Below are 25,217 nucleotides of genomic sequence, written 5' to 3'. Positions count from 1 at the left end.
CCTTCCCAGAACACCACATAAACAACTCTAAACCGGACAAATTGCCCCGCAGCGGAATATCGCGTCGAGCGGCCCGGTCCGGCCCCGGTAGCCTGGTGGGGTGATTGACCTTCGCCTGCTCCGTGAGGACCCCGACCGTGTGCGCGCGTCCCAGCGCGCCCGTGGAGAGGACGTCGCGCTCGTCGACGCACTCCTCTCCGCCGACGAGCGGCGCAGGACCTCCAGCGTCCGCTTCGACGAGCTGCGTGCCGAGCAGAAGTCGCTCGGCAAGCTCATCCCCAAGGCCACCGGCGACGAGAAGGCCGAGCTGCTGAAGAAGGCCGGCGAGCTCTCCGCCGCCGTCAAGGCCGCCGACGCCGCCCAGGACGAGGCCAGGGAAGAGACCCAGGCGCTGCTCCTGAAGCTGGGCAACCTCGTCCACCCCGACGTCCCCGTCGGCGGCGAGGAGGACTTCACGGTCCTGGAGACGCACGGCACGATCCGCGACTTCGGCGCCGAGGGCTTCGAGCCCAAGGACCACCTGGAGATCGGCGAACTGCTCGGCGCGATCGACGTCGAGCGCGGCGCCAAGGTCTCCGGCTCGCGCTTCTACTACCTGACGGGCATCGGCGCGCTCCTGGAGCTCGCGCTGGTCAACGCCGCGATCGCGCAGGCCACCGAGGCCGGCTTCACGCCGATGCTGACCCCCGCGCTGGTCCGCCCGCGCGCCATGGAGGGCACCGGCTTCCTCGGCCAGGCGTCGGAGAACGTGTACCACCTGGAGAAGGACGACTACTACCTGGTCGGCACCTCCGAGGTCCCGCTCGCCGCGTACCACATGGACGAGATCGTCGACGCGGACAAGCTGCCGCTGCGGTACGCCGGTTTCTCGCCGTGCTTCCGCCGCGAGGCCGGTACGTACGGCAAGGACACCCGCGGCATCTTCCGCGTGCACCAGTTCGACAAGGTCGAGATGTTCTCGTACGTCGCGCCCGACGACGCCGAGAACGAGCACAAGCGCCTCCTGGACTGGGAGAAGCAGTGGCTGACCGGCCTGGAGCTGCCGTTCCAGGTGATCGACGTGGCCACCGGCGACCTGGGCGCCTCCGCCTCGCGCAAGTTCGACTGCGAGGCGTGGATCCCGACGCAGGGCAAGTACCGCGAGCTGACCTCCGCGTCGAACTGCGACGAGTTCCAGGCCCGCCGCCTGTCCGTCCGGATGCGCGAGGGCAAGAAGGTGCAGCCGCTGGCCACGCTGAACGGCACGCTCTGCGCCGTACCGCGCACGATCGTGGCGATCTTCGAGAACCACCAGCTGCCGGACGGCTCGGTGCGCGTCCCCGAGATGCTGCGCCCGTACCTGGGCGGCCGCGAGGTCCTGGAGCCCGTCGCCAAGTGACCCTCAGCCCCGCTCCGGCCTCCTCCTTCCCGTACAAGCTCGTCGCGACGGACCTCGACGGCACGCTGCTGCGTCCCGACGACACCGTCTCGGCGCGCACCCGTGAGGCGCTCGCCGCGATCACCGCGGCGGGCGCGGCGCACATCGTCGTCACCGGCCGCGCGGTGCCCTGGACCCGGCACATCCTGGCCGACCTGGACTACCAGGGCCTCGCGGTGTGCGGGCAGGGTTCGCAGGTCTACCACGCGGGCGAGAACCGGCTGCTGACCTCCGTGACGCTGGACCGTCAGCTGGCCGGGCTGGCCGTCGCCAAGATCGAGGCGGAGGTCGGCCCGCTGTACCTGGCGGCGAGCCGGGACGGGCTGGACGGCTCCGTCGTGGTGGCGCCGGGCTACCGGGTCCACGAGGGCCCGCTGCCGAACGTCATGATCGACAACCCGGCCGACCTGTGGGCCGACCCGATCAACAAGGTCTACATCCAGCACTCCGAGCTCTCGGACGACGCGCTCGCCGCGGCCGCCCGCGAGGTGGCCGGTGACCTGGTCGGCGTGACCATGGCAGGCCCCGGGATCGTCGAACTGCTGCCGCTCGGCCTGAGCAAGGCCACCGGCCTCTCCCTCGCGGCCCGCAGGCTGGGCGTCAAGGCCGCCGACACCATCGCGTTCGGCGACATGCCGAACGACATCCCGATGTTCGCCTGGGCCGCGCACGGCGTAGCCATGGCCAACGCCCATGACGAGCTGAAGGCCGTCGCCGACGAGATCACCACCTCGAACGAGGACGACGGCATCGCGGCGGTACTGGGGCGCTTCCTGACGGCGTGAGCCGGTCGGAGTCGCCCACAGCAAGCTGTGGGCAGCTCCCCGCACCGCCGCTTGTAGGATGACTGGGCAACCGGGGAACTACGGACTGGACTGAGGAGCGGGGATGGCGTTGCAGGCCGCGGGTCGGCAGTCACTGGTGGACACCGTGGTCGACGCGCTCCGCGCGCAGCTGACCGCCGGGGAGTGGCAGGTCGGCGACCGCATTCCCACGGAGCACGCGCTCGCCGAGCAGCTGCAGGTGGGGCGGAACACCGTGCGCGAGGCCGTGCGCGTCCTCGTGCACGCGGGGATGCTGCGGTCGCGCCAGGGCGAGGGCACCTTCGTCGTCTCGGCCGCCGACCCGGCCGCCGTCATGCGCGGGATCCAGCGGTCGGGCGTACGGGACGTCCTCGAAGTACGCATCGCGCTGGAGGCCGAGGCCGCCCGTCTCGCGGCCTCGCGGCACGAGCCGGCGGACCTGGACCGGATGCGGGCCGCGCTGGACGCACAGCGCGCGCTGGAGGACGCGGAGGGCCAACCCCTGGCCGACAGCCTGGAGCAGTACGCCGACCACGACGTCGCCTTCCACCGGGCCGTCGTCGCCGCCGCGCACAACGCCGCGCTGAGCGCCACGTACGAATGGTTCAGCAGCTCCGTGCGCGAGGCGCTCGTCTCGGGGCTCGGCGACCGGGAGATGCCGCAGATCCTGCACGGCGATCACCACGACGTCCTGGAGGCGATCGCCTCGGGCGACCCGGACGCCGCGGAGGCGGCCGCCCGCACGCTGCTGGACCGGCCGAAACGCGCGGTGGAGGCCCTGCTCGCCGGACGGTGAGCCACTGCTCGCCGGACGCTGAGCCGTACTGCCTGACGTACCCGCCCCGCCGCTCGTACGCAGGCCCTGCCCGCCCCACGCGTACCGCACCGGACCGCACCCACCGACAGGAGAGTCACCCCACCATGCCCGGGACCAGCCCCGAAGCCCCGCCGACCGGCATCGATCCGCTGATCGACGCCGAAGAGGACCTCGCCCCCGCGCCCCCGCTCGCTGCCGCCCGCCGCCGGCTGCGGACGCACCCCGCGCTGCTCCTCCTCGGCATCGTCCTCGCGTCCCTCAACATGCGGGCCGCGCTCGCGGGCGTCTCGCCGCTGCTCGGCGAGATCGGCGAGCACTTCGGGCTGAACGCGACCACCGGCAGCCTGGTCACCGTGATCCCGCTGGTCTTCATGGGGCTCGGCTCCTACGTGGCGCCGAAGCTGGCCGGGCGCTGGGGTACCGAGACCGTGCTGTTCAGCGCGCTCGTACTGCTCTGCGCCGGCATCGTGGTGCGCGTCGCGCCGCCCCTGGTGGCGCTGTTCGCCGGCTGTGCGCTGGTCGGCGGGTCCATAGCCCTGCTCAACGTGCTGATGCCCGGTCTGATCAAGCGGGACTTCCCCGACCGGGCCGCGCCCATGACCGCGCTGTACTCGACGGCGATGATCCTCGGGGCGACCGTTTCGGCGGCCACCTCCGTGCCCCTGGAGAACGCGCTCGGCAGCTGGCAGGGCTCGCTGGTCTCCTGGGGGCTGCTCGCCGCGGTGGCCGCGCTGGTGTGGATTCCGCAGGTGGTCGTCGCGCGACGCGGCGCGCGGCACGGGGAGGCCGCCGCGTCCCCGAAGCACAGCGTCGAGACCGGCCCGAAGCTCGGCCGCTCACCACTGGCCTGGCAGGTCACGCTCTTCATGGGCTCACAGTCCCTGATCGCCTACGTGGCCATCGCCTGGCTGCCGACGATCTTCACCGACCACGGAATGGACAAGGCGCAGGCCGGACTGGTCTTCGCGTTCAGCACGCTGGTGCAGATGGCCGGTTCCTTCGTGGTGCCGGTACTGGCCGGGCGGATGCGGCGGCAGCGGCTGCTGGCGGCGTGCGTCGCGCTGCTGATGGCGCTCGCCTGCACGGGCCTGCTCGTCGCCCCGGTGGCCGGGGCGTGGGTGTGGGCGGCGCTGCTCGGCATCGGGCAGGGCGGGGCGCTGGGCCTGGCGCTGACGATGATGGTGCTGCGGGCCGGCGATCCGCACACCGCCGCGCGGCTGTCCGGCATGGCGCAGACGTGGGGCTATCTGCTCGCCGCCGTGGGCCCGTTGGCGCTGGGCGCGGTGCACCAGGCGACGGGCGGCTGGACGCTGCCGATCACGCTGCTGCTCGTGGTCTGCGCGGCGCTGGTACTGCTGGGGCTGGGCGCGGGGCGGGACCGGCGGATCGGCGCCTGACCTTCCTGTAGCGGCGCGGCGGCCTCCCCGGGGGAGCCGCCGCGCTCCTGTATCAAGGCACGCAGCGTCGCCTCGTGCACGGCGCGTGCCAGCCGCGCGCCCCAGAGGGAGCGTGGCCCGGCGAACTCCTCAACGGGCTCCACCGGTAGCGGTACTCGGGCGGCGACGCACACCGCGTCCGTAGGTGTGCCCGAAGCGTCCAGGCCGTGGTCGAGCAGCGCCTGCACCTTCGCCTCGGTCGCCGTCATCACGGAGTTGACCAACGCGGCGTCGCTCAGCGCCACGGGCAGCGTGACGAGAATGTTGATCGTGCCGGGGCGGTACGGGGCTTCGGCGGCGCCAGGTGCCGCGTCCGCAGCCCCCGGTGTCGCGTCCGCGGCGCCCGGTGTCGCGTCCGCGGCGCCCGGTGTCGCGTCCGCGGCGCCCGGTGTCGTGACCGCCGGGCCCGGTGTCGCGTCCGCGGCCTCCGGTGTCGTGACCGCGGCGCCCGGTGTCGTGTCAGCGGCCCAGCCGTGCACGCCGGTTCCCGCCGTGACGAGCGCCTGTGCGCCCCCGTCGTATGCCGACGAGCGGGTGCGCAGGATGTCCGCGGCCGTCATCATGCCGACGCCCGGGCCCGTCGCGCCGGCCGCCGCGGCGATCTCCGCGAGGTGCGCCTGGGGGTCGCGGCGCGTATAGCCGTGCGCGACCTGGGCGTTGAGTACCCAGGAGCGGGCGCCGATGCCGCCGCCGAGCACCGCGCTGGAGATCATCCGGTGGCCCGGGCCCGGTCGCCACAAGAGGGCGGGGAGGGTCCGGCCGTCCGTGGTGTCGCGGTGCCGCACGGTGCGCACCGGGAGCGGCGGGATGAGCGTGGTCACCCACGCACCCTACGGTCTGGCCTACCGTGCCCTCATGAGCGATGTGCACGATACGCAGCACTCCGGTGGCCGCCGCCGCGCACGCCTCACCCGGAGGGCGCGGTTTCTCCTGACAGGGGGCGCCGTCCTCGTCGTCGGCCTCGTCCTCCTCCTGGTGCTGCTCCCCGGGGACGGGAGTCCCGGCCGTCCCGAGAAGCTGACGCTCCCGGAGGGCAGGCGGGCCTCGCAGACGTACGCGGCCGTCGACAAGGCGCTCCGCGTGGCCCCGGGGACCACCGAGAAGGCCGCCAAGAAGGCCGCTGCGGCCCGCAATCCGGCGAAGCGGCTACGGCTGCCGGCCGAGGCGAAGGGCAACCCGGAGGGGTACCTCTACCCGGCGACGTATCCGGTCGACGAGGACACCACTCCAAGGGGCCTGCTGTCCTTCATGGTGAACACCGCGCGCCAGAAGTACGCGGCGGACGGCCTGCCGCCGACGGCCCGCCCCGGGGGCCTGAGCGCGTACGAGACGGTCGTGGTGGCCTCCGTCGTACAGGCGGAGGCGGACACCCCGCAGGACATGGGCAAGGTCGCCCGGGTCATCCGCAACCGGCTCGCCAAGGGCATGCCGCTCCAGATGGACTCGACACTCAACTACGGGCTGGGCCGGTCCACTCTGCGCACCAGCCACGCGGACACCCGTACGGACAGCCCGTACAACACCTACCGGCACAAGGGGCTGCCGCCCACGCCGATCGGCAATCCGGGGCAGGACGCGACGCGGGCGGCGATCTCGCCCCCGAAGGGCGACTGGCTGTACTTCGTGACCGTGGCGCCGGGTGACACCCGCTTCACCGCCGACTACGAGGAACACCGCAAGAACGTGCGGGAGTTCAACGAAGCCCAGCAGAGCGACCGGTAGGCGCCGCCCTTCGGGGCCGCCGGTACTACTCCTCCCCCGCCAGCGTCAGCGACTTGAGCCGGCGGGCCGCGTACCAGGTCGCCGCGCCGGTGACCACGACGAGCAGCACGACGGCGGGCACGAGGCCCACCTCCGAGGTGACCGCCCCCTCGGCGCCCGCCTTCTGGGCCAGCGCGAGTGCCCACTGCTGGACGCTGAGGGTGCGCGCCCCGGGGACGAGGCTCCCGAAGACCGCTTCCCAGACCAGCGCGTAGACCAGCCCGATGACGACGGCGTGCCGCGTGACCGTGCCGAGGAACAGGAAGAGGGCGCTGTAGGCGACGGAGGCCACCGCCGCGGCGAGCGCGTAGGCGACCGCGAGCTGCTGGCTGTTGCCGTTCAGCACGAAGCCCGCGATCAGGACGGGCACGGCGGAGAAGACGACGCTCACGCCGATCGCGACGAGCAGCTTGGTGACGATGACCGTCGACCGCCGTACGGGCTTGGCCAGGAGGTACACCACCGAGCCGTCGTCGATCTCCGGTCCGATCGCGCCCGTGCCGGCGATCACACCGATCAGCGGCACCATCGTGGCCAGCGCGAAGCTGCCCAGGACGGTGTTGGCCGTGGTGTCGTCGGCGCCGGTCAGCGCCCGTACGGCGAGGGCGATGACGAGCAGCAGGACGGGCAGCGCGAAGAGGATGGCGGCGCGGCGGCGGCCGAGCAGCGCCCGGTAGGTCAGCCGGGCGACGGTGGGGTGGACGAGCGATGACATCGCGTCAGGGCTCCTTTCAGGTCGTATGCGACCGCTTCGGTACGGCGTCAGGCCGCTACGAGATAGGAGAAGACCGATTCCAGCGACTCGTCTGAAGGCGAGACGGCGAGGAGCCGGATGCCGTGGTCGCGGGCGACGCGCGGCAACAGGGTGGTGAAGCGGCCGAAGTCGACGGCCTGGATGCGCAGCGCGCCCTCTTCGAGGTCGACCTCGATGCCGGACGTCGAGGGGTCGGCGATCAGCGCGGCGGCCAGCGCCCGGTCGTCGTCGGACCGTACGAGGTAACGGTGCGGCCGGTCCGTCATCAGCCGGCGGATCCGCCGGAAGTCACCGGAGGCGGCGTGCCGGCCGGCCACGATGACCTCGATGTGGGACGCGAGCTGCTCGACCTCTTCGAGGATGTGCGAGGAGAACAGCACGGTGCGGCCCTCGTCGCCCATCCCCCGCAGCAGCTCCATGAGCTGCATGCGCTGGCGCGGGTCCATGCCGTTGAACGGCTCGTCGAGCAGCAGCACGGACGGCTCGTGCACCAGCGCGGACGCCATCTTCACGCGCTGCCGCATGCCCTTGCTGTACGTGGAGATGCGGCGGTCCTGCGCGTGCTCCATGTCGACGGTGGCCAGCGCGCGGGCCGCCTCCTTGCGGCCGAGGCCGTGCAGTTCGGCGTTGGCCAGCACGAAGTCGCGCCCGGTGAGGAAGTCGTACATGGCCTCGCGCTCCGGCACGATGCCGATGTCGCGGTAGATCGACTCGTTGCGCCAGACGGTGCGGCCGTCGAGCGTGACGGTGCCGCTGGAGGGCGCCAGGAAGCCGCCCATCATGTTGAGCAGCGTGGACTTGCCCGCGCCGTTGGGGCCGAGCAGACCGGTCACTCCGGGCGCGATGGTCATGGTGATGTCGTTGACGGCAACGACATTTCCGAACCAGCGCGAAGCGTTTTGCATCCGAACAGTGCTCATGGGCGCAGCCCATTCCTTCGAAGGGTGGTGGTGGGCGACGGGTTGGGCGTCACAGTCCGGCCTTTCGGTAGCGGCGCATCAGCAGGGCGAGCGAGCCGACGATGATGGCCAGCACGACGAGGAGGTACACGAATCCGGCGCCCGTGGACGGGCCGATCCCGTTGGGGGCCGCCGAGGTCGCGCCCAGGAAGGCGCTCTGCACGCCGTCGATGAGGGTGATCGGGGAGAACAGCCCCAGCCAGCCGATGACTTCGGTGTTGCCCTGGGCGAAGGAGATGCCCTGGATGGCGCTGACCGCGGCGTACGGGATGGTCAGTACGGCGATGACGGCGGCGACACCGAAGCCGCGGCGCGGCGTGAGCGCGGCGATGACCAGCCCGATCGCGGCGAAGAGCAGCGAGAGCAGGGCCACCGACACCAGGCCCTGGGCGAATCCCTTCGTCTGCTCGGCGAAATCGAGTTTCGCCAGCAGCGCGCCCACGTACAGGATCAGCAGCGGCAGGGCGGTGAGGAGGAACAGTGCGCCGCTCATGGCGGCGTACTTGGCCGCCACGTAGTCGCCGCGCTCGATCGGCCGCGAGAAGTACAGCGGCACGGTCTTGAAGCGCAGGTCGCGGGAGACCGACTGGGGTGCCTGCGCGGCCAGGAAGAGGCCGATGACCGCCTGGAGGTAGACCGCGTAGCGGGTGTAGTCCAGGGGCAGATCGTGCGCCTTGGTGAAGACCGTGACCGCCACGAGGATCGCGGCCGGTACGCACATCACCCCCAGCAGGATCATCGGCAGCACCTTCGTGCGCGCCGAGCGGCCCAGCCCGTAGGCGCCGCGCAGGCTCTGGGAGAAGAGCGAGCGGCGGGCGTACGCGCGTCCCAGCCGGGCGCCGTCGTAGTGGCGGTAGCCGATGTCGTGGATGGAGGCGGCGGGGCCCGGGCCGCCCGTGGGTGCGGTGGTGGACTCAGGCATCGGGGGCTCCTGCTCGGGCTGCTTCGGGGGCTGCGGTGCGCGCAGTGGCGTCCGTACGGGCCGGGGCGGCGGCGCGGTCGCCCTCACCGCCCTCGTGGGCGGCCTCGTGGTCGCGGTCGCGGAAGACCTCGGCGATGCGGTGCCGGCGCTGCTCCATGCGGACCAGACCGAGGCCGAGCTCCGCGACGGTGTCCCGGACCAGGTCGTACGTCTCCTCGCCGGCGGCCTCGACGTACAGGAGGCGGCCGGTCGCGGCCGGGTGCCCTTCGCCCGGGCCGGCCGCAGGACCGGTCACCGCACCGGCGGCCGTCAGGGCCTCGCGCAGCGCGCGCAGCCCGTCCGGGTGCGCGTCGGAGTCGGTGACCTCGATGGCGAGCGAGGTGGTGGCCTGGGTGAACTCGTCCGTGGCCGAGGAGCGCAGCAGCTTCCCGCCGTCGATGACGACAACGTGGTCGCAGGTGCGCTCCAGCTCACCGAGGAGGTGCGAGGTGACCAGCACGGAGATGCCGAAGTCGCGGTGGACGCGGCGGATCAGGCCGAGCATCTCGTCGCGTCCCGCCGGGTCCAGGCCGTTGGTGGGCTCGTCCAGGAAGACCAGCTGGGGGTCGTGGACGAGCGCCTGGGCCAGCTTGACGCGCTGCTTCATGCCGGTGGAGTAGCCCCCGATGGGGCGGTAGCGCTCTTCGTAGAGGCCGACGTGGCGCAGGGTGTCGGCGGTCCGCTCCCGGGCGGCGGTCGGTGGCAGCCCGGACATCCGCGCCATGTGGACGACGAACTCGGTCGCCGAGACGTCCGGTGGCAGGCAGTCGTGCTCGGGCATGTAGCCGACCCGCTCGCGGATGGCGCCGCCTTCGGTGGCCACGTCCAGGCCGAGGACCGCGGCGGTGCCTTCACTGGCGGGCGACAGGCCCAGCAGGATCTTGATCAGGGTGGACTTTCCGGCGCCGTTGGCACCCACCAGGCCGGTCACGCCGGGGGCGATGTCAACGGAGAGCCGGTCCAGGGCGGTCACCCGCGGGAACCGCTTGCTGAGGCTTTCGGTCGCGATCACAGTCACGCGATCGACGGTAGTGGCGCTCGCCACACCGGGCGTCACCCCTGACGGCTGGATGTCCGTCCGCCTCCAGGCGTAGTGGCCCGTAGAGGATCATGCACGGGTCTGAGGAGTTTTCCACAGGCCGGCGACGGACCCTTGACGCAGCCGCCGACCATTGTCACATTCATCAGTGTCAAGTTACGCGCACGTACCGCGACGGAACGGTTGGCGATGACCACAGCAGCGACCACGACAGTGACCAGGAGCCGGGCCGCGGAGCTCAGCGGGTTCAGGGAGGTGCAGCGGCTGGCGTACGCCTGCGCCGAAGCGGTGGCCGCGCAGCTGAGGCCGGGGGTGACCGAGCGCGAGGCGGCCCGCATGCAGCGCCACTGGCTGCGCGAGCGGGGCGTCACGGACTGGTTCCACCTGCCCTTCGCCTGGTTCGGCGACCGCACGGCCTTCGTGAACTTCCGCGTCCCCCTGCAGTTCTTCCCGACGAACCGGGTGCTGGAGCCGGGGATGCCCTTCATCCTCGACATGGCTCCGGTGTACAAGGGCTGTACGGCGGACATCGGGTACTCCGGCTGCCTCGGCCTCAGCCCGCTGCACGACCGGCTGCTGGCCGACCTGGAGGCGCACCGCGAGCTGATCCTGCGTGAGGTGCGCGAGCGCCGGTCGCTGCGCGAGATCTACGAGGACGTCGAGCGCCTCATGGTCCGCCAGGGGTATGCGAACAGGCACCGTGCCTACCCCTTCGGCGTGATCGCCCACAAGGTCGACCGCGTGCGTGAACGCCGCTGGTCGCCCACGCTGTTCGGGTTCGGCACCCAGTCGCTCAAGGGCCTGGCGTCCGACGCGCTGCACGGTCACCGCGACGGCTGGTCCCCGCTGTGGAGCCCGTACCGCTTCTCCGACCATCCGCCGCAGCCCGGGCTGTGGGCGGTCGAACCGCACCTCGGATTCCGGGGCACCGGCGCGAAGTTCGAGGAGATCCTGGTCGTCACCGACTCCAAGGACCCCGAGGAGAGCGCCTTCTGGCTGGACGACGATCTGCCGCATGTGCGGCGCTGGCAGGAGGAGAAGGCGGCGTGAGCAGGGCACGTGGTGAGAGCGGGCAAGCGATCGTGAGTACGGGACTCGAGGGCGCGCGGGAGCGCTGGGTGCGCACGGGCGGCGTGGAGCTGTGCGTGGCGGAGCTGGGTGATCCGTCGCGGCCCACGGTGCTGCTGGTGCACGGCTATCCGGACAGCAAGGAGGTCTGGTCGCGGGTCGCGCCGCCGCTGGCCGAGCGCTTCCATGTGGTGCTGTACGACGTCCGGGGCTGCGGCCGGTCCACGGCGCCGCAGCCGCTGCGCGGCGGGTACACCCTGGAGAAGCTGACCGACGACTTCCTGGCGGTGGCCGACGCCGTCAGCCCGGACCGGCCCGTCCATCTGGTGGGGCACGACTGGGGTTCGGTGCAGTCCTGGGAGTTCGCGACGGTCGAGCGCACACAGGGCCGGATCGCGTCCTTCACCTCGATGTCCGGCCCGTCCCTGGACCACTTCGGGCACTGGATCAAGAAGCGCATGGTCCGGCCCACCCCGCGCCGCGCGGCCCAGCTGCTGAACCAGGGCGCCAAGTCCTGGTACGTCTACATGCTGCACACCCCGGTCCTGCCCGAGCTGGCCTGGAAGGGCCCGCTGGGCAAGCGCTGGCCGAAGATCCTGGAGCGCGTCGAGAAGGTCCCGGCCGGGGAGTATCCGACCGCGTCCCTGCCCACCGACGCCGCGCACGGCGCCTGGCTGTACCGGGACAACGTCCGGTCCCGGCTGCGCCGCCCGCGCACGGACGCGTTCGCGCACTGCCCGGTCCAGCTCATCACCCCGACCGGCGACGCCTTCCTGTCGGAACGGCTGTACGACGAGCTGGAGCAGTGGGTCCCGCAGCTCACCCGCCGCACGCTGCCCGCCAAGCACTGGGTGCCGCGGACCCGCCCGGACCAGCTGGCCGCCTGGATCGAGGAGTTCGTCACCGCCAAGGAGGAGGGCGATCCGGCCAAGGAGGCGGCGCCGCGCGGACGGTACGCGGACCGGTTCGGCGGCAGCCTGGTGCTGGTGACCGGCGCGGCGAGCGGCATCGGACGGGCCACGGCGTTCGCGTTCGCCGAGGCCGGCGCGCGGGTGGTCGCGGTGGACCGCGATGCGGAGGGAGCGGCGCGTACGGCGGATCTGGCGCGGCTGATCGGGGCCGGCGCCGCCTGGCCGGAGGCGGTGGACGTCAGCGACGAGGCGGCCATGGAGAAGCTCGCCGAGAAGGTCGCCGCCGAGTACGGCACGGTCGACGTCCTGGTGAACAACGCCGGCATCGGCCTGTCCGGCTCGTTCCTGGAGACCACCTCCGAGGACTGGAAGAAGGTCCTGGACGTCAATCTCTGGGGCGTCATCCACGGCTGCCGGATATTCGGCAGGCAGATGGCCGAGCGCGGCCAGGGCGGTCACATCGTCAACACCGCCTCGGCCGCCGCGTTCCAGCCCTCCAGGACGCTCTCCGCGTACAGCGCGTCCAAGGCGGCCGTGCTGATGCTCAGCGAGTGCCTGCGCGCCGAGCTGGCCGGGCAGGGCATCGGGGTCAGCGCCATCTGCCCCGGCCTGGTGAACACCAGTATCACGGCCACCTCGCACGTCGCCGGGGTCTCGGCCGAGGAGGAGCGGCGCCGCCAGTCCAAGGCCGCGCGCCTCTACGGCCTGCGCAATTACCCCCCGGAGAAGGTCGCCGACGCCATCCTGCGCGCGGTGGTCCGCAATCAGGCGGTCGTGCCGGTCACTCCCGAGGCGCGCGGCTCCCGTGCCCTGTCCCGCTTCGCCCCGCGGGCCCTGCGCGCGATAGCCCGGATCGAGCCGCTGTAGGCGTCGTCGTGGCCCCGGCCGGAGGGGCCGGTGCCTGCGGGGCACGGCCGGCCCGGAGGGGCCGGAGCCGGGGTGGCGGGAGTCGGCCGGGGCGTTACCGCGCCGCCGCACGCGGTCGTACCATCCCTCGCAGGAAGGGTCGCTGCGCAGGGCCGCCCGGTACCGCGCGTACTCCCCGGCCGTCCGGGCCGCGGGGGCACGGCGGGCGCGCGGCCATCTCGTGAGGAGCACCGCATTGACCGAGCAGCACGGCCCCGCGGCCGAGTACCGCATCGAGGAGCTGGCGCACCGGAGCGGCACCACGGTCCGTACGATCCGCGCGTACCAGGACCGTGGGCTGCTGCCCAAGCCGGAGCGCCGGGGCCGGGCGAACGTCTACGCCGACGCGCACCTCGCCCGGCTGCGGCAGATCTCGGACCTGCTGGACCGCGGGTACACCCTGGCCAGCATCAAGGACCTGCTGGAGGCGTGGGACGCGGGGCGGGGGCTGAGCGGGGTGCTGGGCCTGGTCGCCGAGCTCGACGGGCCGTGGACGGACGAGGAGGCCGGCCGGATCTCCCGCGAGGAGCTGGACGCGGCCTTCGGCGGCAGCCCCGACGAGGCGGCGGTGGCCGACGCGGTGGAGCTCGGGGTGCTGGAGCCGGTCCCGGGCAGCCCGGAGGAGTTCCTCGTGCCCAGCCCGCAGGAGCTCGCGGTCGCGGCCGAGCTGCACTCCGCGGGTGTACCGCTGCCCGCGATCTCGGGTCATCTCCGGGAGCTGCGGGTGCAGGTGGAGCACATAGCCTCGCGCTTCCTGGATTTCACCACCGAGCACGTCTTCCAGCAGTACTTCGACCACCCGCCGAGCGACGCCGAGGCGGAGGAGGCGGCGGGCCTGGTTCGCCGGCTGCGGCCGCTGGCCCAGCAGACCGTGGACGCCGAACTGGCGCGCGCGATGCGGTCGTTGGCGGGCCGCTATCTCCGTCATCAGCTGCACAGCGAGACCCCGGAGCGGCAGGCCGCCGCGGCCGAGCAGGTGCCGCTGCCGGCCGCGACGGTGCAGTCCGTCCGCGACCTCGTCGGTCCGGCGGGCGTCGCGGCCTTCATCGCCGCGGCCACCGACCGCGAGGTGAGCGCCCGCCGCATGGACTCCCTGGTCACGCACGCCGACCGCACGCACACCGACCGCCCGGGTTCCGGCGGCCCGGGGTCCGGTCCCGATGACAACGCCCCCGCGAAGTCCGGCTGATGAGACCATCGGTGTCATGGACCGCCCTCGTCTGCCCAGCACCGAAGCCGTCGTCGGCGCCATTCGTGAGGCCGCCCGCGCGCATGGCCGCGACATCGAGGTGACCCACGACATCGGCGCGGACCGCTCGGGCCGCCGGCTGTCCGCCGGGGCGTTCGCCGTCGCCGACCCGGACGGCTCGCTGCCGCACGAGGCGTACGTCGAACTGTCCGGCGGGTCACCGCGCATCGCGGTCGAGGTCTTCCCGGAGGACGACGCCACCGTCACCGTCGAGGACATCCCCTTCCAGGACCTGCCCCGCGATGCCGTCCCGGCCTTTCTGCACGCCGTGCTGGGCGACCTCGCCCACGTCAAGGGCCGTTTCTTTCCGCCCGGTTGGTGGCTGGTGGTGCCGCTCCCCGGCGACGAGACGTACAAGGAACTGGTCACCGGGCCCGGCCTGACGCCGTGGCTCAGCTCCCGTGTGCGGTGAGGGCACTGCCCGGATGACACGGGCCGTCCGTTTCACGTGAAACATCCGGCACGCGGAGGTACCTCCGTAGGTCTCCCTGCCTCCGCAGGTCTCCCCTACAGCCCCGGGGCTCCCCACACCGGGAACCAGCGGCTCAGGTCCTTCTCCACGGTCAGGTCGTCGGCGAGCAGGGACCGTACTTGGAGTTCGAGCGGGTTGTCGCGCTTCTCGCCGGATCCGGGGAGCGGGGCGAAGGGATAGAACGTGCCGCGCTTGTAGAGGTAGACCAGGGCCAGTGAGCGGTCGCGCTCATCGCGGAAGCCGATCAGCGAGCAGAGCAGCTGCGGCCCGAAGCCGGCCTCCTGGAGCGAGGTGTTGACCGCGTGCAGGTCGTTGACCAGGCCCGCGGTGTCGTCGGCGGCGTGCCGGGCGAGCATCCAGGTGTAGCCGTACTGGTCCTGGCTGAACTCCACCGGCGGGCCGAGCAGCGCCCGTACATCGGCCCGGATGCGGGCGAACGCGCCGCCCTCGACGCTCGCGAAGCAGACCGATCCCCGGCCGGTCGGCGTGAACCCGGTCGCGGCCTGCAGGGTGATCGCGGCGGACGGCAGCGCGAAGAGCTGGTCGAGGTCGGGGCGCACCGCCTTGGTGCGGCCGAGGATCACGTCCAGAAAACCCATGCGGTGACTCCTAGAGGCTGGCGGAGTGGCGAGGCGGTGCCGCCCCGGCCCGGCTCACGGGCGGCCCAGCTGGGCGGAGATGCGGCCGAGCTGGTCCAGGCGCTGTTCCAGCGTCGGGTGGGAGGACAGCAGCTGGACCGCGTTCTCCTTGGAGAACGCCGGGGCGAAGTAGAAAGCGTTGAACGGCTCTGCCTTGCGCAGATCGCGGGTCGGAATCCGGGCCATCTGGCCGGTGACCTTGGTGAGCGCGGCGGCCAGCGCGGACGGCCGCCCGGTGAGCAGGGCGGCGGCCCGGTCGGCCGACAGCTCGCGGTAGCGGGACAGCAGCCGGGTGAGCAGGAAGCTGATGACGTAGACGACCGCGCTGACGGCCGTGACGATCACGATGGCGAGGGCGGCATTGTTGTCCCGGTTGCTGCGCCCCACGCCGCTCCAGAGCGCCGCCCGGGTGATGATCCCGGCCAGTACGCCCAGGAACGAGGCGATGGTCATCACCGCCACGTCGCGGTGGGCGACGTGCGACAGCTCGTGCGCGAGCACCCCCTCCAGTTCCTCGGGCTCCAGCCGCCGCAGCAGCCCGGTGGTGGCGCAGATCAGGGAGTTCTTCTGGTTGCGCCCGGTGGCGAAGGCGTTCGGTACGTCGCTGTCGGCGATGCAGACCTTCGGCTTGGGCATGTCCGCGAGCGTGCACAGCCGGTCCACGGCGCCGTGCAGCTCGGGTGCCTGCTCGGGGGTGACCTCGCGCGCGCCCATGGCGAACGCGGCGATCCGGTCGCTGAACCAGAACTGCCCGATGAACAGCGCGCCGGAGATCACCAGCACGAACACCCATGCGCCCTTGAGCAGCACCACCAGCACGCCGACGACCACGACGTACAGCAGGCCGATGAAGAACATCGTCATGACCATGCGCGAGGTCAGTCCGCGGTCCGGGGCGAATCGGGTCTGTGCCATGAGGTCCTCCAGCCGGACGGTCCAGCCGTCCACCCGTGCGACGACGCCTCTGCCCCGATTCTCCCTCTTGATTCCCCTTTGGTTCCTCTTGACGGGGTAAAGGGCCGTGATCATCTCCCTGGCACCGGGCGCTCCCGGCCCCTGCACCGCCCTCAGCGACCTTTCGCCGCCCGCAGCGGCCTTTCGCCGCCGTCAGCGGCCTTCGCCCGCCGGCGTCCCTAGGCCGCCGTCAGCTGTGCCGGGGCCTCCGTCGCGATCCGCTCGAACACCGACAGGTCCGCCTCGAAGATCGTGCCGTCGATCGGCCAGTGCAGGACGAGCTCGTCGATGCCCAGCTCGCCATGGCGCCCGGCGAAGTCCACGAACGCGTCGACGGAGTCCAGCGGCCGGTCCGGCGTGAAGCCGGTCAGCAGGGTCTTCGGCAGCTTCCCGGCGTCCCGGCCGACGGCCTCGCACGCCGTGCCCAGCTTCTCGATCTGCCCAGCGATCGCGGCGTGCGACTGCTCGGGCGTGCCGGCGGCGGACACCTTCGGGTCGCCCGTGGTGACCCACGCCTGGCCGTACCGCGCCGCCAGCCGCAGCCCGCGCGGCCCGGTGGCCGCCACCGCGAACGGCAGCCGCGGCCGCTGCACGCACCCGGGGACGTTGCGCACCTCATGCGCCTTGTAGTGCTCGCCGTCGTACGTGACCGCGTCCTCGGTGAGAAGCCGGTCCAGCAGTGCGACGAACTCGGCGAAGTGATCGGCGCGTTCGCGCGGCGTCCACGGCTCCTCGCCCTCGCCGAGCAGGGCGTACGCGTCGAAGCCGTTGCCGCCCGCGCCGATGCCGAGCGTGATCCGGCCGTCGCTGATGTCGTCGAGCGAGATCAGCTCCTTGGCGAGGGTGACCGGGTGCCGGAAGTTGGGGGAGGTCACGAGGGTGCCCAGCCGCAGGCGGGAGGTCGCGGCGGCGGCCGCGGTCAGCGTGGGCACCGCACCGAACCACGGCCCGTCCCGGAAGGGCACCCGCCAGGAGAGGTGGTCATAGGTGTACGCGGCGTGGAAGCCCAGCTCCTCGGCGCGCTGCCACACCTCCCGCCCGCCTTCGGACCAGCGGCGGACGGGCAGGATCACGGTGCTCAGTCGCATGTCACCGAGCCTACGGTGGACAGGGACCGGAAGCCCGTAAAGCTCATGCGCGCGACCCAACGCACGCCTGTGCGCGCATATGCGGGAAGATGGCCTGGTGACTGATGGCCCTGTGACAGACGATCCCGCCGCCGAGCCAGCGCTGCCCGGCCGCCGCACCCGGCTGATCGCCACGGACCTCGACGGCACCCTGCTGCACGACGACAAGACCGTCTCGGACCGTACGATCGCCGCGCTCGCCGCCGCCGAGGAGGCCGGCATCGAGGTCTTCTTCGTCACCGGCCGGCCGGCCCGCTGGATGGACGTCGTCAGCGACCACGTCCACGGGCACGGCCTGGCGATCTGCGCCAACGGCGCCGCCGTCGTCGACCTGCACCGCGGCCGCCGCATCGTCGAGGTCCGCGCGCTGGAGCGGGGCGCGGCGCTCGGCGTCGTCGAGTCGCTGCGCGCCGCGGCGCCGGGTACGTCGTTCGCCGTCGAGCGCACCGGCGGCATCCATTACGAGCCGCAGTACCCGCCGTTCCACCTCGATCCGGCCGCGCTGATCGCGCCCGTCGAGAAGTTGCTCGGCGAGGAGTTCGAGAAGGCCGGTGAGCCCGTACTGAAGCTCCTCGCCCACCACTCCGAGCTGCACCCGGACGCTTTCCTCGCGCTGGCCCGCGAGGCCGCCGGCCACCTCGCGTCGTTCACCCGGTCCAGCCCCACCGCGCTGCTGGAGATCAGCGGCGCGGGTGTCAGCAAGGCCGGCACGCTGGCCCGCTGCTGTGCCGAACGCGGCATCGCCCCGCACGAGGTGGTCGCGTTCGGGGACATGCCGAACGACCTCGAAATGCTGACCTGGGCTGGTACGTCGTACGCCATGGCCAACGCGCATCCGGACGTACTGTCCGCCACCACCCACCGCACGGCGGCCAACAACGAAGACGGCGTCGCTCTCGTCATCGAACGTTTGATCGACCAGTTGCTGAAGGAACGATCCGGCGGCTGACCCGGCGGCGCCGCACACCAGTACCGCTGACCGTCGGCGCGGCACACTCGTACGCCTGCCGACGCGGCACACTCGTGTGCCCGTCAGCGCGTCACACTCGTACGCCGCGCCCCCGCAGCCAGTGGAGCGGCTCGACCGCCGCGCCGGCACCGGGGCCGCGCCGCACCTCGAAGTGCAGATGGGGTCCGGTGGAGTTCCCGGTGTTCCCGGACAGTGCGATCGGCTGCCCTGCGCGCACCCGCTGCCCCGGGCGCACCAGTACCGCCGAGAGGTGCGCGTACTGGGTGTACGTGCGCCTGCCGTGCCGCACCACCACGCTGATCCCGAACGGGCCCCCGCACTCCACCGCCGTCACCCGGCCCCGGCCCACCGACCGCACGCGCGTGCCGACCGGCACCGCGAAGTCCTGCCCGGTGTGGCGGTGCGACCAGTGCGCACCGGCGCCACCGAACGAAGCCGACAGCGCGTACCCCGTCACCGGCCGGGTCCACCCCCGCGCGGGCACGGCGGCGGGCGCGAGGAGCCCGGCGGCCGAGGCCACCCGGTCCGGCGGCCCGGCGCAGCCGCCGGCCCCGGCAGCGCCGGTCACCAGCCGCCACAGCCGCCCGCGCGCCCGGTCCAGGCTGCGCCCGATGCGCGCCCGCTCGCCGGCCAGCCGCCGCTGCCGGGCGTCGAGGGCCTGCGTACGGCCGGCCGCCGCCGCGCTCCCCGCGGCCAGTTCCCGGCTCGCGCGCAGCGCCGTGCGCGCCCGGGCCGCCACGGCGCGCTCCCGCCGTTCGGCCAGCCGGTGGCCGCGCAGCAGGTCCGCCGGGGACGCCGCGGCCAGCACGCGCACGGCGTAGGACAGGCCGCTGCCGGTGCGGTACTGCTCGGCCGCGATCCGCCCGGCGGTGCGGCGCAGCGCCGCCGCGGTACGGCGTTCCCGGCGCAGCCGCTCGGTCAGCCGCCCGGCCCGGGCCCGCTCCGCCCTGGCGGCGCGCAGGCCGTTCCGGTACGACCGGCCGGCCCGGCTCGCGGCCGCGTCGAGCAGCTGCACCTCCAGGCGCGCTCGCGCCAGCCGGCCGGCCCGCCCGCGCGCGGCGGTGCGGTCGCGCACCGCGGTACGGCCGGAGCCACCGCTCTCGTACCGCGCGCCGCCGGCGCGCCGTACCTCGGTACCGGCCCCGCGCCGCGCCGCCCCCTCGTGGGCCGCCGCGCCCTCGTGGCGCACGACGTGCCCAGGCAGCGCTGCGCCTTCGTATGCGGTGGCGGCCACGGCCGGGCCCACGGGCGCGCCGTCCGTGAGCAGTCCGCCGGGCAGCAGCCCGCCCAGCACGATCGTGAACGCGCACACGACGGCACCGCGCCGGCGGGCGCGCGGCCGTCCGGCGCGGCCCCTGCGTGGCACGCGTGCCTCCGGACGGCACGACAGACCTGGATGCATGGGCAGATAGTGGCGCGATCAGGACGCGGGGCGAGGGACCGTGGTTCCCGCTCCCGCGCGGAAGCCACCGAACGGAGCACTGGCGTCCGGCCACCTGGGGGAGCCGTGCCGGGACGCGCCATCCGGCACAGCGGCACCGCCATCCGTTACAGCGGCGCCTCCCAGCGCACCGTCGTACCCGCGCCCTCCTCGCCGAGCCCCGGCCCGTACGTACTGGACCCGCCCAGCGCCTCCGCCCTCCGGGCGAGGTTCTTCAGGCCGCTGCGCCGGCCGCCCTCGGGGATGCCCACGCCGTCGTCGGCGACCGTCAGCCGTACCGCCTCCCGCCCGTCCGGCAGCGTGGCCGTGGCGTCCACGACGACCTCGATGCGGGAGGCGTGGGCGTGCCGGAAGGCGTTGGACAGCGCCTCGCGGAGGGCCGCGATCAGGTTCTTGCCGGCCGACTCGCCGACCCTGGCGTCGACCGGGCCGGCGAAGTGCACCGACGGCTGGAAGCCCAGCGGCACCGCCGCCGTGCCGATCTCGCGCAGCACGCGTGTGCGCAGCCCCGCGGGCGCCTCGGCGGGCCCCTGCTGCAGGGCGAAGATCGCCGTACGGATCTCCTGGATCGTCACGTCCAGCTCGTCGACGGCCTTGCCGACGCCCTCCCGCACCTCGGGCACCACGGCCTTGCGCGCGGCGCCCTCCAGCATCATCCCGGTCGCGAACAGCCGCTGGATGACCAGGTCGTGCAGGTCCCGGGCGATCCGGTCGCGGTCCTCGTAGACGGCCAGCCGCTCGCGGTCGCGCCGCGCGTCCGCCAGGACCAGCGCCAGCGCGGCCTGCTGGGCGAACTGGGTGGCCAGCGTGCGCTCCGCGGCGGTGAACTGGCGCGCGCCGCGGGCCCGCGGTGTCGCGAGGGTGCCCAGTACGCGGCCGCCGCTCTTCAGGGGCAGCAGCATGCTGGGCCCGAAGTACGGCGCGACCTCGGTGACCATGCGCGGATCGGTCGCCGAGTCCTCGACGAACACCGGTTCGCCGGCGAGGAGGGTGGCGGTCACCGGGCTGTCGGGCGGGATGTGCGTCCCCGTGAGCCGTACCGGGTCGTCCGCCGCCGCGGCCACGATCTCCAGCCCGCCGTCCGCCACGGGCAGCAGCACGATTCCGGCCGCCGAGTCCGCCAGCCGCCGGGCCTGCTCGGCGACGACCGCCAGCGACTCGTCCACGTCGCTGCCCGCGAGGAGCGCGGTGGTGACGGCGGCCGCGCCGTCGATCCAGCGCTCGCGCTGCCGGGTCGCCGCGTACATCCGGGCGTTGCCGATCGCCAGGCCCGCCTCGGTCGCGAGCACCCGCACCATGTGCAGGTCGCCCTCGCTGAACTCGCCGCCGCCGCGCTTCTCCGTCAGGTAGAGGTTGCCGAAGATCTCCCCCTGCACACGGATCGGCACCCCGAGGAAGGTGCGCATCGGCGGGTGCCCGGGCGGGAAGCCGGCCGCCCGCGGGTCCTGCGTGAGGTCGGCCAGGCGCACGGGCTGCGGGTCGTTGATGAGCGCGCCGAGCAGGCCCTTGTGGCCGTCGGGCAGCGCGCCGATGCGCCGGTGGTCCTCCCCGGTCACCCCATACGTCACGAAGTCCGAGAGGCCCTCACGCGCCTCGTCGACGATGCCGATGGCCGCGTACCGGGCGTCGGCCAGCTCGGCCGCGGTCTCCACGATGCGGTCCAGCGTGATGTGCAGGTCCAGGCCCGCGCCGACGGTCCGCATGGCCTCGAGGAGGCGCGGCAGCCGGGCGGTGATCTCCGGGGCCAGCCCCTGAAGGCTGCGCGTCGCCTCCGTGGCGTCGTCCATCGTGCCGGCATCGGATCCGCGCGCGAGGCCCTCCGCCGCTCCGGGCCCGCTCGCTGATCCTGCCGTGGCTGCCATGCCCCGAGCCTAATAAGTCCCTTTTGTCGAGGAAAGTCGTGGTCGTTGCGATGCTCGCGTGCTCCCACGTGGCGCGGGGCGCGTGCCGCCGTGTGGCGCTAAGCGCGCGCAGCCCCGGCGTACCGCGCGTCCGTCGCCCGCTCCCGGTCCCGCATCCGGCGGAACGGGCCGTCGGCCGCGGCCAGTTCCTCGTACGGGCCGCGCTGCACAACGCGCCCGCGGTCCAGTACGAGGATCTCGTCGACCGCCTCCAGACCGGCCAGCCGGTGCGTGATCAGGACCGTCGTCCGGCCGCTGGTCGCCTCCAGCAGGTCGGCGGTCAGCGCGTCGGCGGTGGCCAGGTCCAGGTGCTCGGCCGGCTCGTCCAGCACCAGCACGGGGAAGTCCGCGAGCAGCGCGCGGGCCAGCGCGAGGCGCTGCCGCTGCCCGCCGGACAGCCACGCGCCGTGCTCGCCGACCAGCATGTCCAGCCCGTCCGGCAGCCCGCGCACCCAGTCCGCGAGCCGGGCCCGCTCCAGCGCCTGCCACAGGTCGTTGTCCTCGGAGGAAGGACGGGCCAGCCGGAGGTTCTCCCGCACCGAGCTGTCGAAGAGGTGGGCGTCCTGCGCACACAGGCCGACCAGCCGCCGCACCGCGTCGCCGGCCGCCTCCTGCGCGTCCACCCCGCCGAGGGTGTACGAACCGGCCTCGCGGTCCAGGAAGCGCAGCAGCACCTGCGCGAGCGTGGTCTTGCCCGAGCCCGACGGTCCGACGACCGCGATCCGGCGGCCGGGCGCGAGCGTGAAGCCCACCCCGTCGAGCGCCGGCCGCACCTGCCCGGGGTGCCGGGCCGTCAGCCCGCTCACCACCACCGGGAACGGCGACTCCGGTACCGCCACCGGCTCGGCCGGCTCGCCGACCGGCGCCGGCGCGTCCAGTACCTCGAAGACCCGCTCGGCGGCGCGGCGGGTGCGCTGCCGGTACTGCACGGCCAGGGGCAGCCCGGCGACCGCCTCGAACGCGGCCAGCGGCGTCAACACGACCACCGCCAGGCTCACGCCGCTCAACCGCCCGTCGTGCACGGCCTGTACGCCGACGACCGCGGCGGCCGCGACGGTCAGCCCGGTCAGCAGCGCGATCAGCCCGGCGCCGGCACCGGCCGCCGCGGCCGACCGGGACGCCACCGCGGTCAGGTCGCGGTCCGCGCGCCGGGTGCCGGCCAGCCGCTCGCGCAGCGCGCCGGCGACCGTGAGTTCGGCCGTACCGGTGAGGAGGTCGACAACGCGTGCGGAGAGCACGCCGCGGGCCGGGGCCAGCCGCCGCTCGGCCCGCCGCGCCAGCGCGCCGGACACCAGCGGTACGACGACGCCCGCCAGCAGCAGCCCGGCGGCGAGCACCGCGCCGGCCTCCGGCAGCAGCCAGGCGGTGAACCCGGCCGCACCCGCGCCGACCACGACGGCCGCGCCCGCGGGCAGCAGCCAGCGCAGGAAGTAGTCCTGCCCGGCGTCCACGTCGGCGACCAGCCGGGACAGCAGGTCGCCGCGGCTGCGGTCACGCAGCCCGGCGGGCGCGAGCTTCTCCAGCCGCCGGTAGACCGCCACCCGGACGTCCGCCAGCATCCGGAACACCGCGTCGTGCGCGACCAGCCGCTCGGCGTACCGGAAGACGGCCCGGCCGATGCCGAACGCGCGGGTCGCGGTGACCGCGACCATCAGGTACAGCACGGGCGGCTGCTGCGAGGCCCGCGAGATCAGCCAGCCGGAGGTGGCCATCAGCCCTACGGCGCTGCCCAGCGCGAGGCTGCCGAGCAGCAGGGCGAGGGCGAAGCGGCTGCGGTGGGCGCGGGCCAGCTTCCGGAGGCGGGCCAGGGCGGGGCCCTGTGCCTGCGCCTGCGCCTGCGCATCGGCGTCGTGGTCGGTGCCGGGGCCGGGGCTCCGGGGGTGGTCGTCGGACTGCTTCGCTTGACGTCCGACGACCACCCCCTCCGCCCCGTCCCCTCCCGTTGTCACGGCGGGTGCAGGTGCGTTGTGGTGTCCGGAAATGTGGATCACGCGGTCCGCTGCCTGCAGCAGCGCCGGGCGGTGGGCCACCAGCAGGACCGTGCGGCCCTCCGACAGGCGGCGTACGGCGTCCACTACGGACTCCTCCGTCGCGCCGTCCAGGTTCGCCGTCGGCTCGTCGAGCAGCAGCACCGGGCGGTCGGCGAGGAACGCGCGGGCGAGCGCGAGGCGTTGGCGCTGTCCGGCGGAGAGGCCCGCGCCGGACTCGCCAAGCCGGGTGCCGGGGCCGTCGGGGAGCGCGTCGACGAAGTCGAGCGCGCCGGCGTCGCGCAGCGCGGCCCGCACCGCCGCGTCGTCGGCGTCCGGCCGGGCCAGCCGCACGTTCTCGGCGACGGTGCCGGCGAAGAGGTACGGGTGCTGCGGCACCCACGCGATACGGCTGCGCCAGCTGTCGGGGGAGAGCGTGGCGAGGTCGACGCCGTCGATCAGCACCCGGCCGGCGGCCGGCTTCGCGAAGCCGAGCAGGACGTTCAGCAATGTGGTCTTGCCCGCGCCGGACGGTCCCGTCAGTGCCACGGTCTCCCCGGCCGCGACCTCGAACGAGGTCTGCGCGAGGGAGGGTTCGGGGCGGCCGGGGTGGCGTACGACCAGGCCGTCCACGACGATCCCGGTGCCCGCCGGGGCGTCGTGCGTCCCACCGTGCCCGGCCCCCGCTTCGGTCTCCAGTACCGCGAAGATCTCCTCGGCGGCCGCCAGCCCCTCGGCCGCCGCGTGGTACTGCGCGCCCACCTGCCGCAGCGGCAGATACGCCTCGGGCGCCAGGATCAGCACCATCAGCCCGGTGGACAGGTCGAGGTCGCCCTTGACGAGCCGCATGCCGACGCCGACCGCGACCAGCGCGACCGAGATCGTGGAGAGCAGTTCCAGGGCGAAGGAGGACAGGAAGGCGATGCGCAGCGTGCGCAGCGTGGCCCGGCGGTACTCGCCGGTGATGGTGCGGATCGCGTCCGCCTGGGCCTTGGCCCGGCCGAAGACCTTCAGCGTGGGCAGTCCCGCGACGACGTCGAGGAAGTGGCCGGACAGCCGGCTCAGCAGCTTCCACTGCCGGTCCATCCGCGCCTGGGTCGCCCAGCCGATGAGGATCATGAACAGCGGGATGAGCGGGAGCGTGACGACGATGGTCGCCGCGGAGATCCAGTCGCCGGTCACGATCCGTACGAGCACGGCGACGGGCACGACGACCGCGAGGCCGAGCTGCGGCAGGTACCGCGCGAAGTAGTCGTCGAGCGCGTCGATGCCGCGGGTGGCGAGGTTCGTCAGCTCGCCGGTGCGCTGCGTCCCCAGCCAGGAGGGTCCGAGCCCCGTGGCCTTCTCCAGCAGCCGCGTCCGCAGCTCGGACTTCACCGCCGCGCTCGCCCGGTGCGCGGCCAGCTCGGTCAGCCAGGAGACGAGCCCCCGGCCGACCGAGACCAGCGCGAGCAGCAGGAGCGGCGTGCTCAGGCCGCCGAGGCCGAGGTCGCGCTGGAAGGCGCCGACGACGACCTCGGCGATGAGCATCGCCTGGCCGATGACCAGGCCCGCTCCGGCAAGGCCGAGCATCACCACCGCGACGAGGAAGAAGCGGGTGGCGCGGGCGTACCGGAGCAGGCGCGGGTCGATCGGTTTCACGTGAAACATCCGTCCTGGCGTGCGT

The 25,217-nt window shown here is 73.4% G+C and carries 20 protein-coding genes and 1 pseudogene; 10 read left to right on the top strand and 11 right to left on the bottom strand.

Going from position 1 to position 25,217, the window contains the following annotated elements; translation table 11 throughout:
- The first annotated feature begins 100 nt into the window (after positions 1–100).
- From serS to ACIGXO_RS16395, 4 genes and pseudogenes are all read left to right on the top strand, one after another.
- Positions 101–1,378, top strand: a complete 1,278-nt coding sequence (gene serS, locus ACIGXO_RS16410; RefSeq protein WP_399786371.1) for a serine--tRNA ligase — start codon at positions 101–103, stop codon at positions 1,376–1,378.
- Entirely contained in the window at positions 1,375–2,202 is an 828-nt protein-coding gene (locus tag ACIGXO_RS16405; RefSeq protein WP_399786368.1) for an HAD family hydrolase, read from the top strand. Before serS ends, ACIGXO_RS16405 begins: the two co-directional genes overlap by 4 nt.
- A 103-nt stretch (positions 2,203–2,305) precedes the next feature.
- Positions 2,306–3,016 (top strand): FadR/GntR family transcriptional regulator, encoded by a 711-nt coding sequence (locus ACIGXO_RS16400; protein WP_399786364.1) that lies wholly within the window; start codon positions 2,306–2,308, stop codon positions 3,014–3,016.
- A 125-nt stretch (positions 3,017–3,141) separates the two neighbouring features.
- Positions 3,142–4,245 (top strand): annotated as a pseudogene (locus tag ACIGXO_RS16395) (CynX/NimT family MFS transporter); the annotation flags it as partial.
- Between the two features lie 35 nt (positions 4,246–4,280).
- On the opposite strand, the gene ACIGXO_RS16390 reads toward ACIGXO_RS16395, so the two are convergent.
- Complete coding sequence (locus tag ACIGXO_RS16390; RefSeq protein WP_399786361.1) at positions 4,281–5,294, bottom strand: adenosylcobinamide amidohydrolase; 1,014 nt, start codon at positions 5,292–5,294, stop codon at positions 4,281–4,283.
- A gap of 34 nt (positions 5,295–5,328) precedes the next feature.
- Here ACIGXO_RS16390 and mltG point away from each other — a divergent pair, with 34 nt between their 5' ends.
- On the top strand, positions 5,329–6,195 hold the full coding sequence (mltG, locus tag ACIGXO_RS16385; RefSeq protein WP_399786358.1) for an endolytic transglycosylase MltG: 867 nt from the start codon (positions 5,329–5,331) through the stop codon (positions 6,193–6,195).
- Positions 6,196–6,220: 25 nt separating this feature from the next.
- Here mltG and ACIGXO_RS16380 read toward each other — a convergent pair whose 3' ends face one another.
- Genes ACIGXO_RS16380 through ACIGXO_RS16365 form a run of 4 tightly spaced genes read right to left on the bottom strand, consistent with a single transcriptional unit; the run spans position 6,221 to position 9,953 of the window.
- On the bottom strand, positions 6,221–6,949 hold the full coding sequence (locus ACIGXO_RS16380) for an ABC transporter permease (protein ID WP_399786355.1): 729 nt from the start codon (positions 6,947–6,949) through the stop codon (positions 6,221–6,223).
- A 47-nt stretch (positions 6,950–6,996) separates the two neighbouring features.
- Positions 6,997–7,908, bottom strand: coding sequence for an ABC transporter ATP-binding protein (locus ACIGXO_RS16375; RefSeq protein ID WP_399786352.1), 912 nt, complete (start codon positions 7,906–7,908; stop codon positions 6,997–6,999).
- Between the two features lie 49 nt (positions 7,909–7,957).
- Positions 7,958–8,869: an ABC transporter permease subunit gene (locus tag ACIGXO_RS16370; RefSeq protein WP_399786349.1), complete on the bottom strand. Its 912-nt coding sequence runs from the start codon at positions 8,867–8,869 to the stop codon at positions 7,958–7,960.
- Positions 8,862–9,953, bottom strand: a complete 1,092-nt coding sequence (locus ACIGXO_RS16365; RefSeq protein WP_399786346.1) for an ABC transporter ATP-binding protein — start codon at positions 9,951–9,953, stop codon at positions 8,862–8,864. The genes ACIGXO_RS16370 and ACIGXO_RS16365 overlap by 8 nt, the downstream gene beginning before the upstream one ends.
- Positions 9,954–10,136: 183 nt before the next feature.
- On the opposite strand from ACIGXO_RS16365, the gene ACIGXO_RS16360 reads away from it, so the two are divergent.
- The 4 genes from ACIGXO_RS16360 to ACIGXO_RS16345 all read left to right on the top strand — a co-directional run bounded on the left by ACIGXO_RS16360 (position 10,137) and on the right by ACIGXO_RS16345 (position 14,493).
- Positions 10,137–10,997, top strand: a complete 861-nt coding sequence (locus ACIGXO_RS16360) for a M24 family metallopeptidase (protein WP_399786343.1) — start codon at positions 10,137–10,139, stop codon at positions 10,995–10,997.
- Positions 10,994–12,793: an SDR family oxidoreductase gene (locus tag ACIGXO_RS16355; RefSeq protein ID WP_399786340.1), complete on the top strand. Its 1,800-nt coding sequence runs from the start codon at positions 10,994–10,996 to the stop codon at positions 12,791–12,793. The genes ACIGXO_RS16360 and ACIGXO_RS16355 overlap by 4 nt, the downstream gene beginning before the upstream one ends.
- Positions 12,794–13,028: 235 nt before the next feature.
- Complete coding sequence (locus ACIGXO_RS16350) at positions 13,029–14,021, top strand: MerR family transcriptional regulator (RefSeq protein WP_399786337.1); 993 nt, start codon at positions 13,029–13,031, stop codon at positions 14,019–14,021.
- A 16-nt stretch (positions 14,022–14,037) separates the two neighbouring features.
- Positions 14,038–14,493: a hypothetical protein gene (locus ACIGXO_RS16345; protein WP_399786334.1), complete on the top strand. Its 456-nt coding sequence runs from the start codon at positions 14,038–14,040 to the stop codon at positions 14,491–14,493.
- Between the two features lie 95 nt (positions 14,494–14,588).
- On the opposite strand, the gene ACIGXO_RS16340 is transcribed toward ACIGXO_RS16345, so the two are convergent.
- The 3 genes from ACIGXO_RS16340 to ACIGXO_RS16330 form a co-directional block, all read right to left on the bottom strand.
- On the bottom strand, positions 14,589–15,152 hold the full coding sequence (locus tag ACIGXO_RS16340) for a hypothetical protein (protein ID WP_399786331.1): 564 nt from the start codon (positions 15,150–15,152) through the stop codon (positions 14,589–14,591).
- Positions 15,153–15,206: 54 nt separating this feature from the next.
- Entirely contained in the window at positions 15,207–16,106 is a 900-nt protein-coding gene (gene htpX, locus ACIGXO_RS16335) for a zinc metalloprotease HtpX (protein WP_399786328.1), read from the bottom strand.
- 218 nt (positions 16,107–16,324) lie between these two features.
- A complete protein-coding gene (locus ACIGXO_RS16330) occupies positions 16,325–17,233 on the bottom strand; it encodes an LLM class flavin-dependent oxidoreductase (protein WP_399786325.1) in 909 nt (302 codons plus the stop codon).
- A gap of 79 nt (positions 17,234–17,312) precedes the next feature.
- Between ACIGXO_RS16330 and ACIGXO_RS16325 the strand changes: the two genes are divergently transcribed.
- Positions 17,313–18,221, top strand: coding sequence for a Cof-type HAD-IIB family hydrolase (locus tag ACIGXO_RS16325; protein WP_399786322.1), 909 nt, complete (start codon positions 17,313–17,315; stop codon positions 18,219–18,221).
- 91 nt (positions 18,222–18,312) lie between these two features.
- Here ACIGXO_RS16325 and ACIGXO_RS16320 read toward each other — a convergent pair whose 3' ends face one another.
- The 3 genes from ACIGXO_RS16320 to cydD form a co-directional block, all read right to left on the bottom strand.
- Positions 18,313–19,608, bottom strand: a complete 1,296-nt coding sequence (locus tag ACIGXO_RS16320) for a M23 family metallopeptidase (RefSeq protein ID WP_399786319.1) — start codon at positions 19,606–19,608, stop codon at positions 18,313–18,315.
- 182 nt (positions 19,609–19,790) lie between these two features.
- On the bottom strand, positions 19,791–21,470 hold the full coding sequence (locus ACIGXO_RS16315; protein ID WP_399787106.1) for a GAF domain-containing protein: 1,680 nt from the start codon (positions 21,468–21,470) through the stop codon (positions 19,791–19,793).
- Between the two features lie 173 nt (positions 21,471–21,643).
- Positions 21,644–25,201: a thiol reductant ABC exporter subunit CydD gene (cydD, locus tag ACIGXO_RS16310; RefSeq protein WP_399786316.1), complete on the bottom strand. Its 3,558-nt coding sequence runs from the start codon at positions 25,199–25,201 to the stop codon at positions 21,644–21,646.
- Between the last annotated feature and the right edge of the window lie 16 nt (positions 25,202–25,217).

Source organism: Streptomyces sp. NPDC053542 (genome assembly GCF_044544685.1).
In the GTDB taxonomy this organism is placed as follows: domain Bacteria; phylum Actinomycetota; class Actinomycetes; order Streptomycetales; family Streptomycetaceae; genus Streptomyces.
The sequence above is the reverse complement of the archived record's forward strand: the minus strand, read 5'-3'. Positions and strand labels throughout refer to the sequence as shown.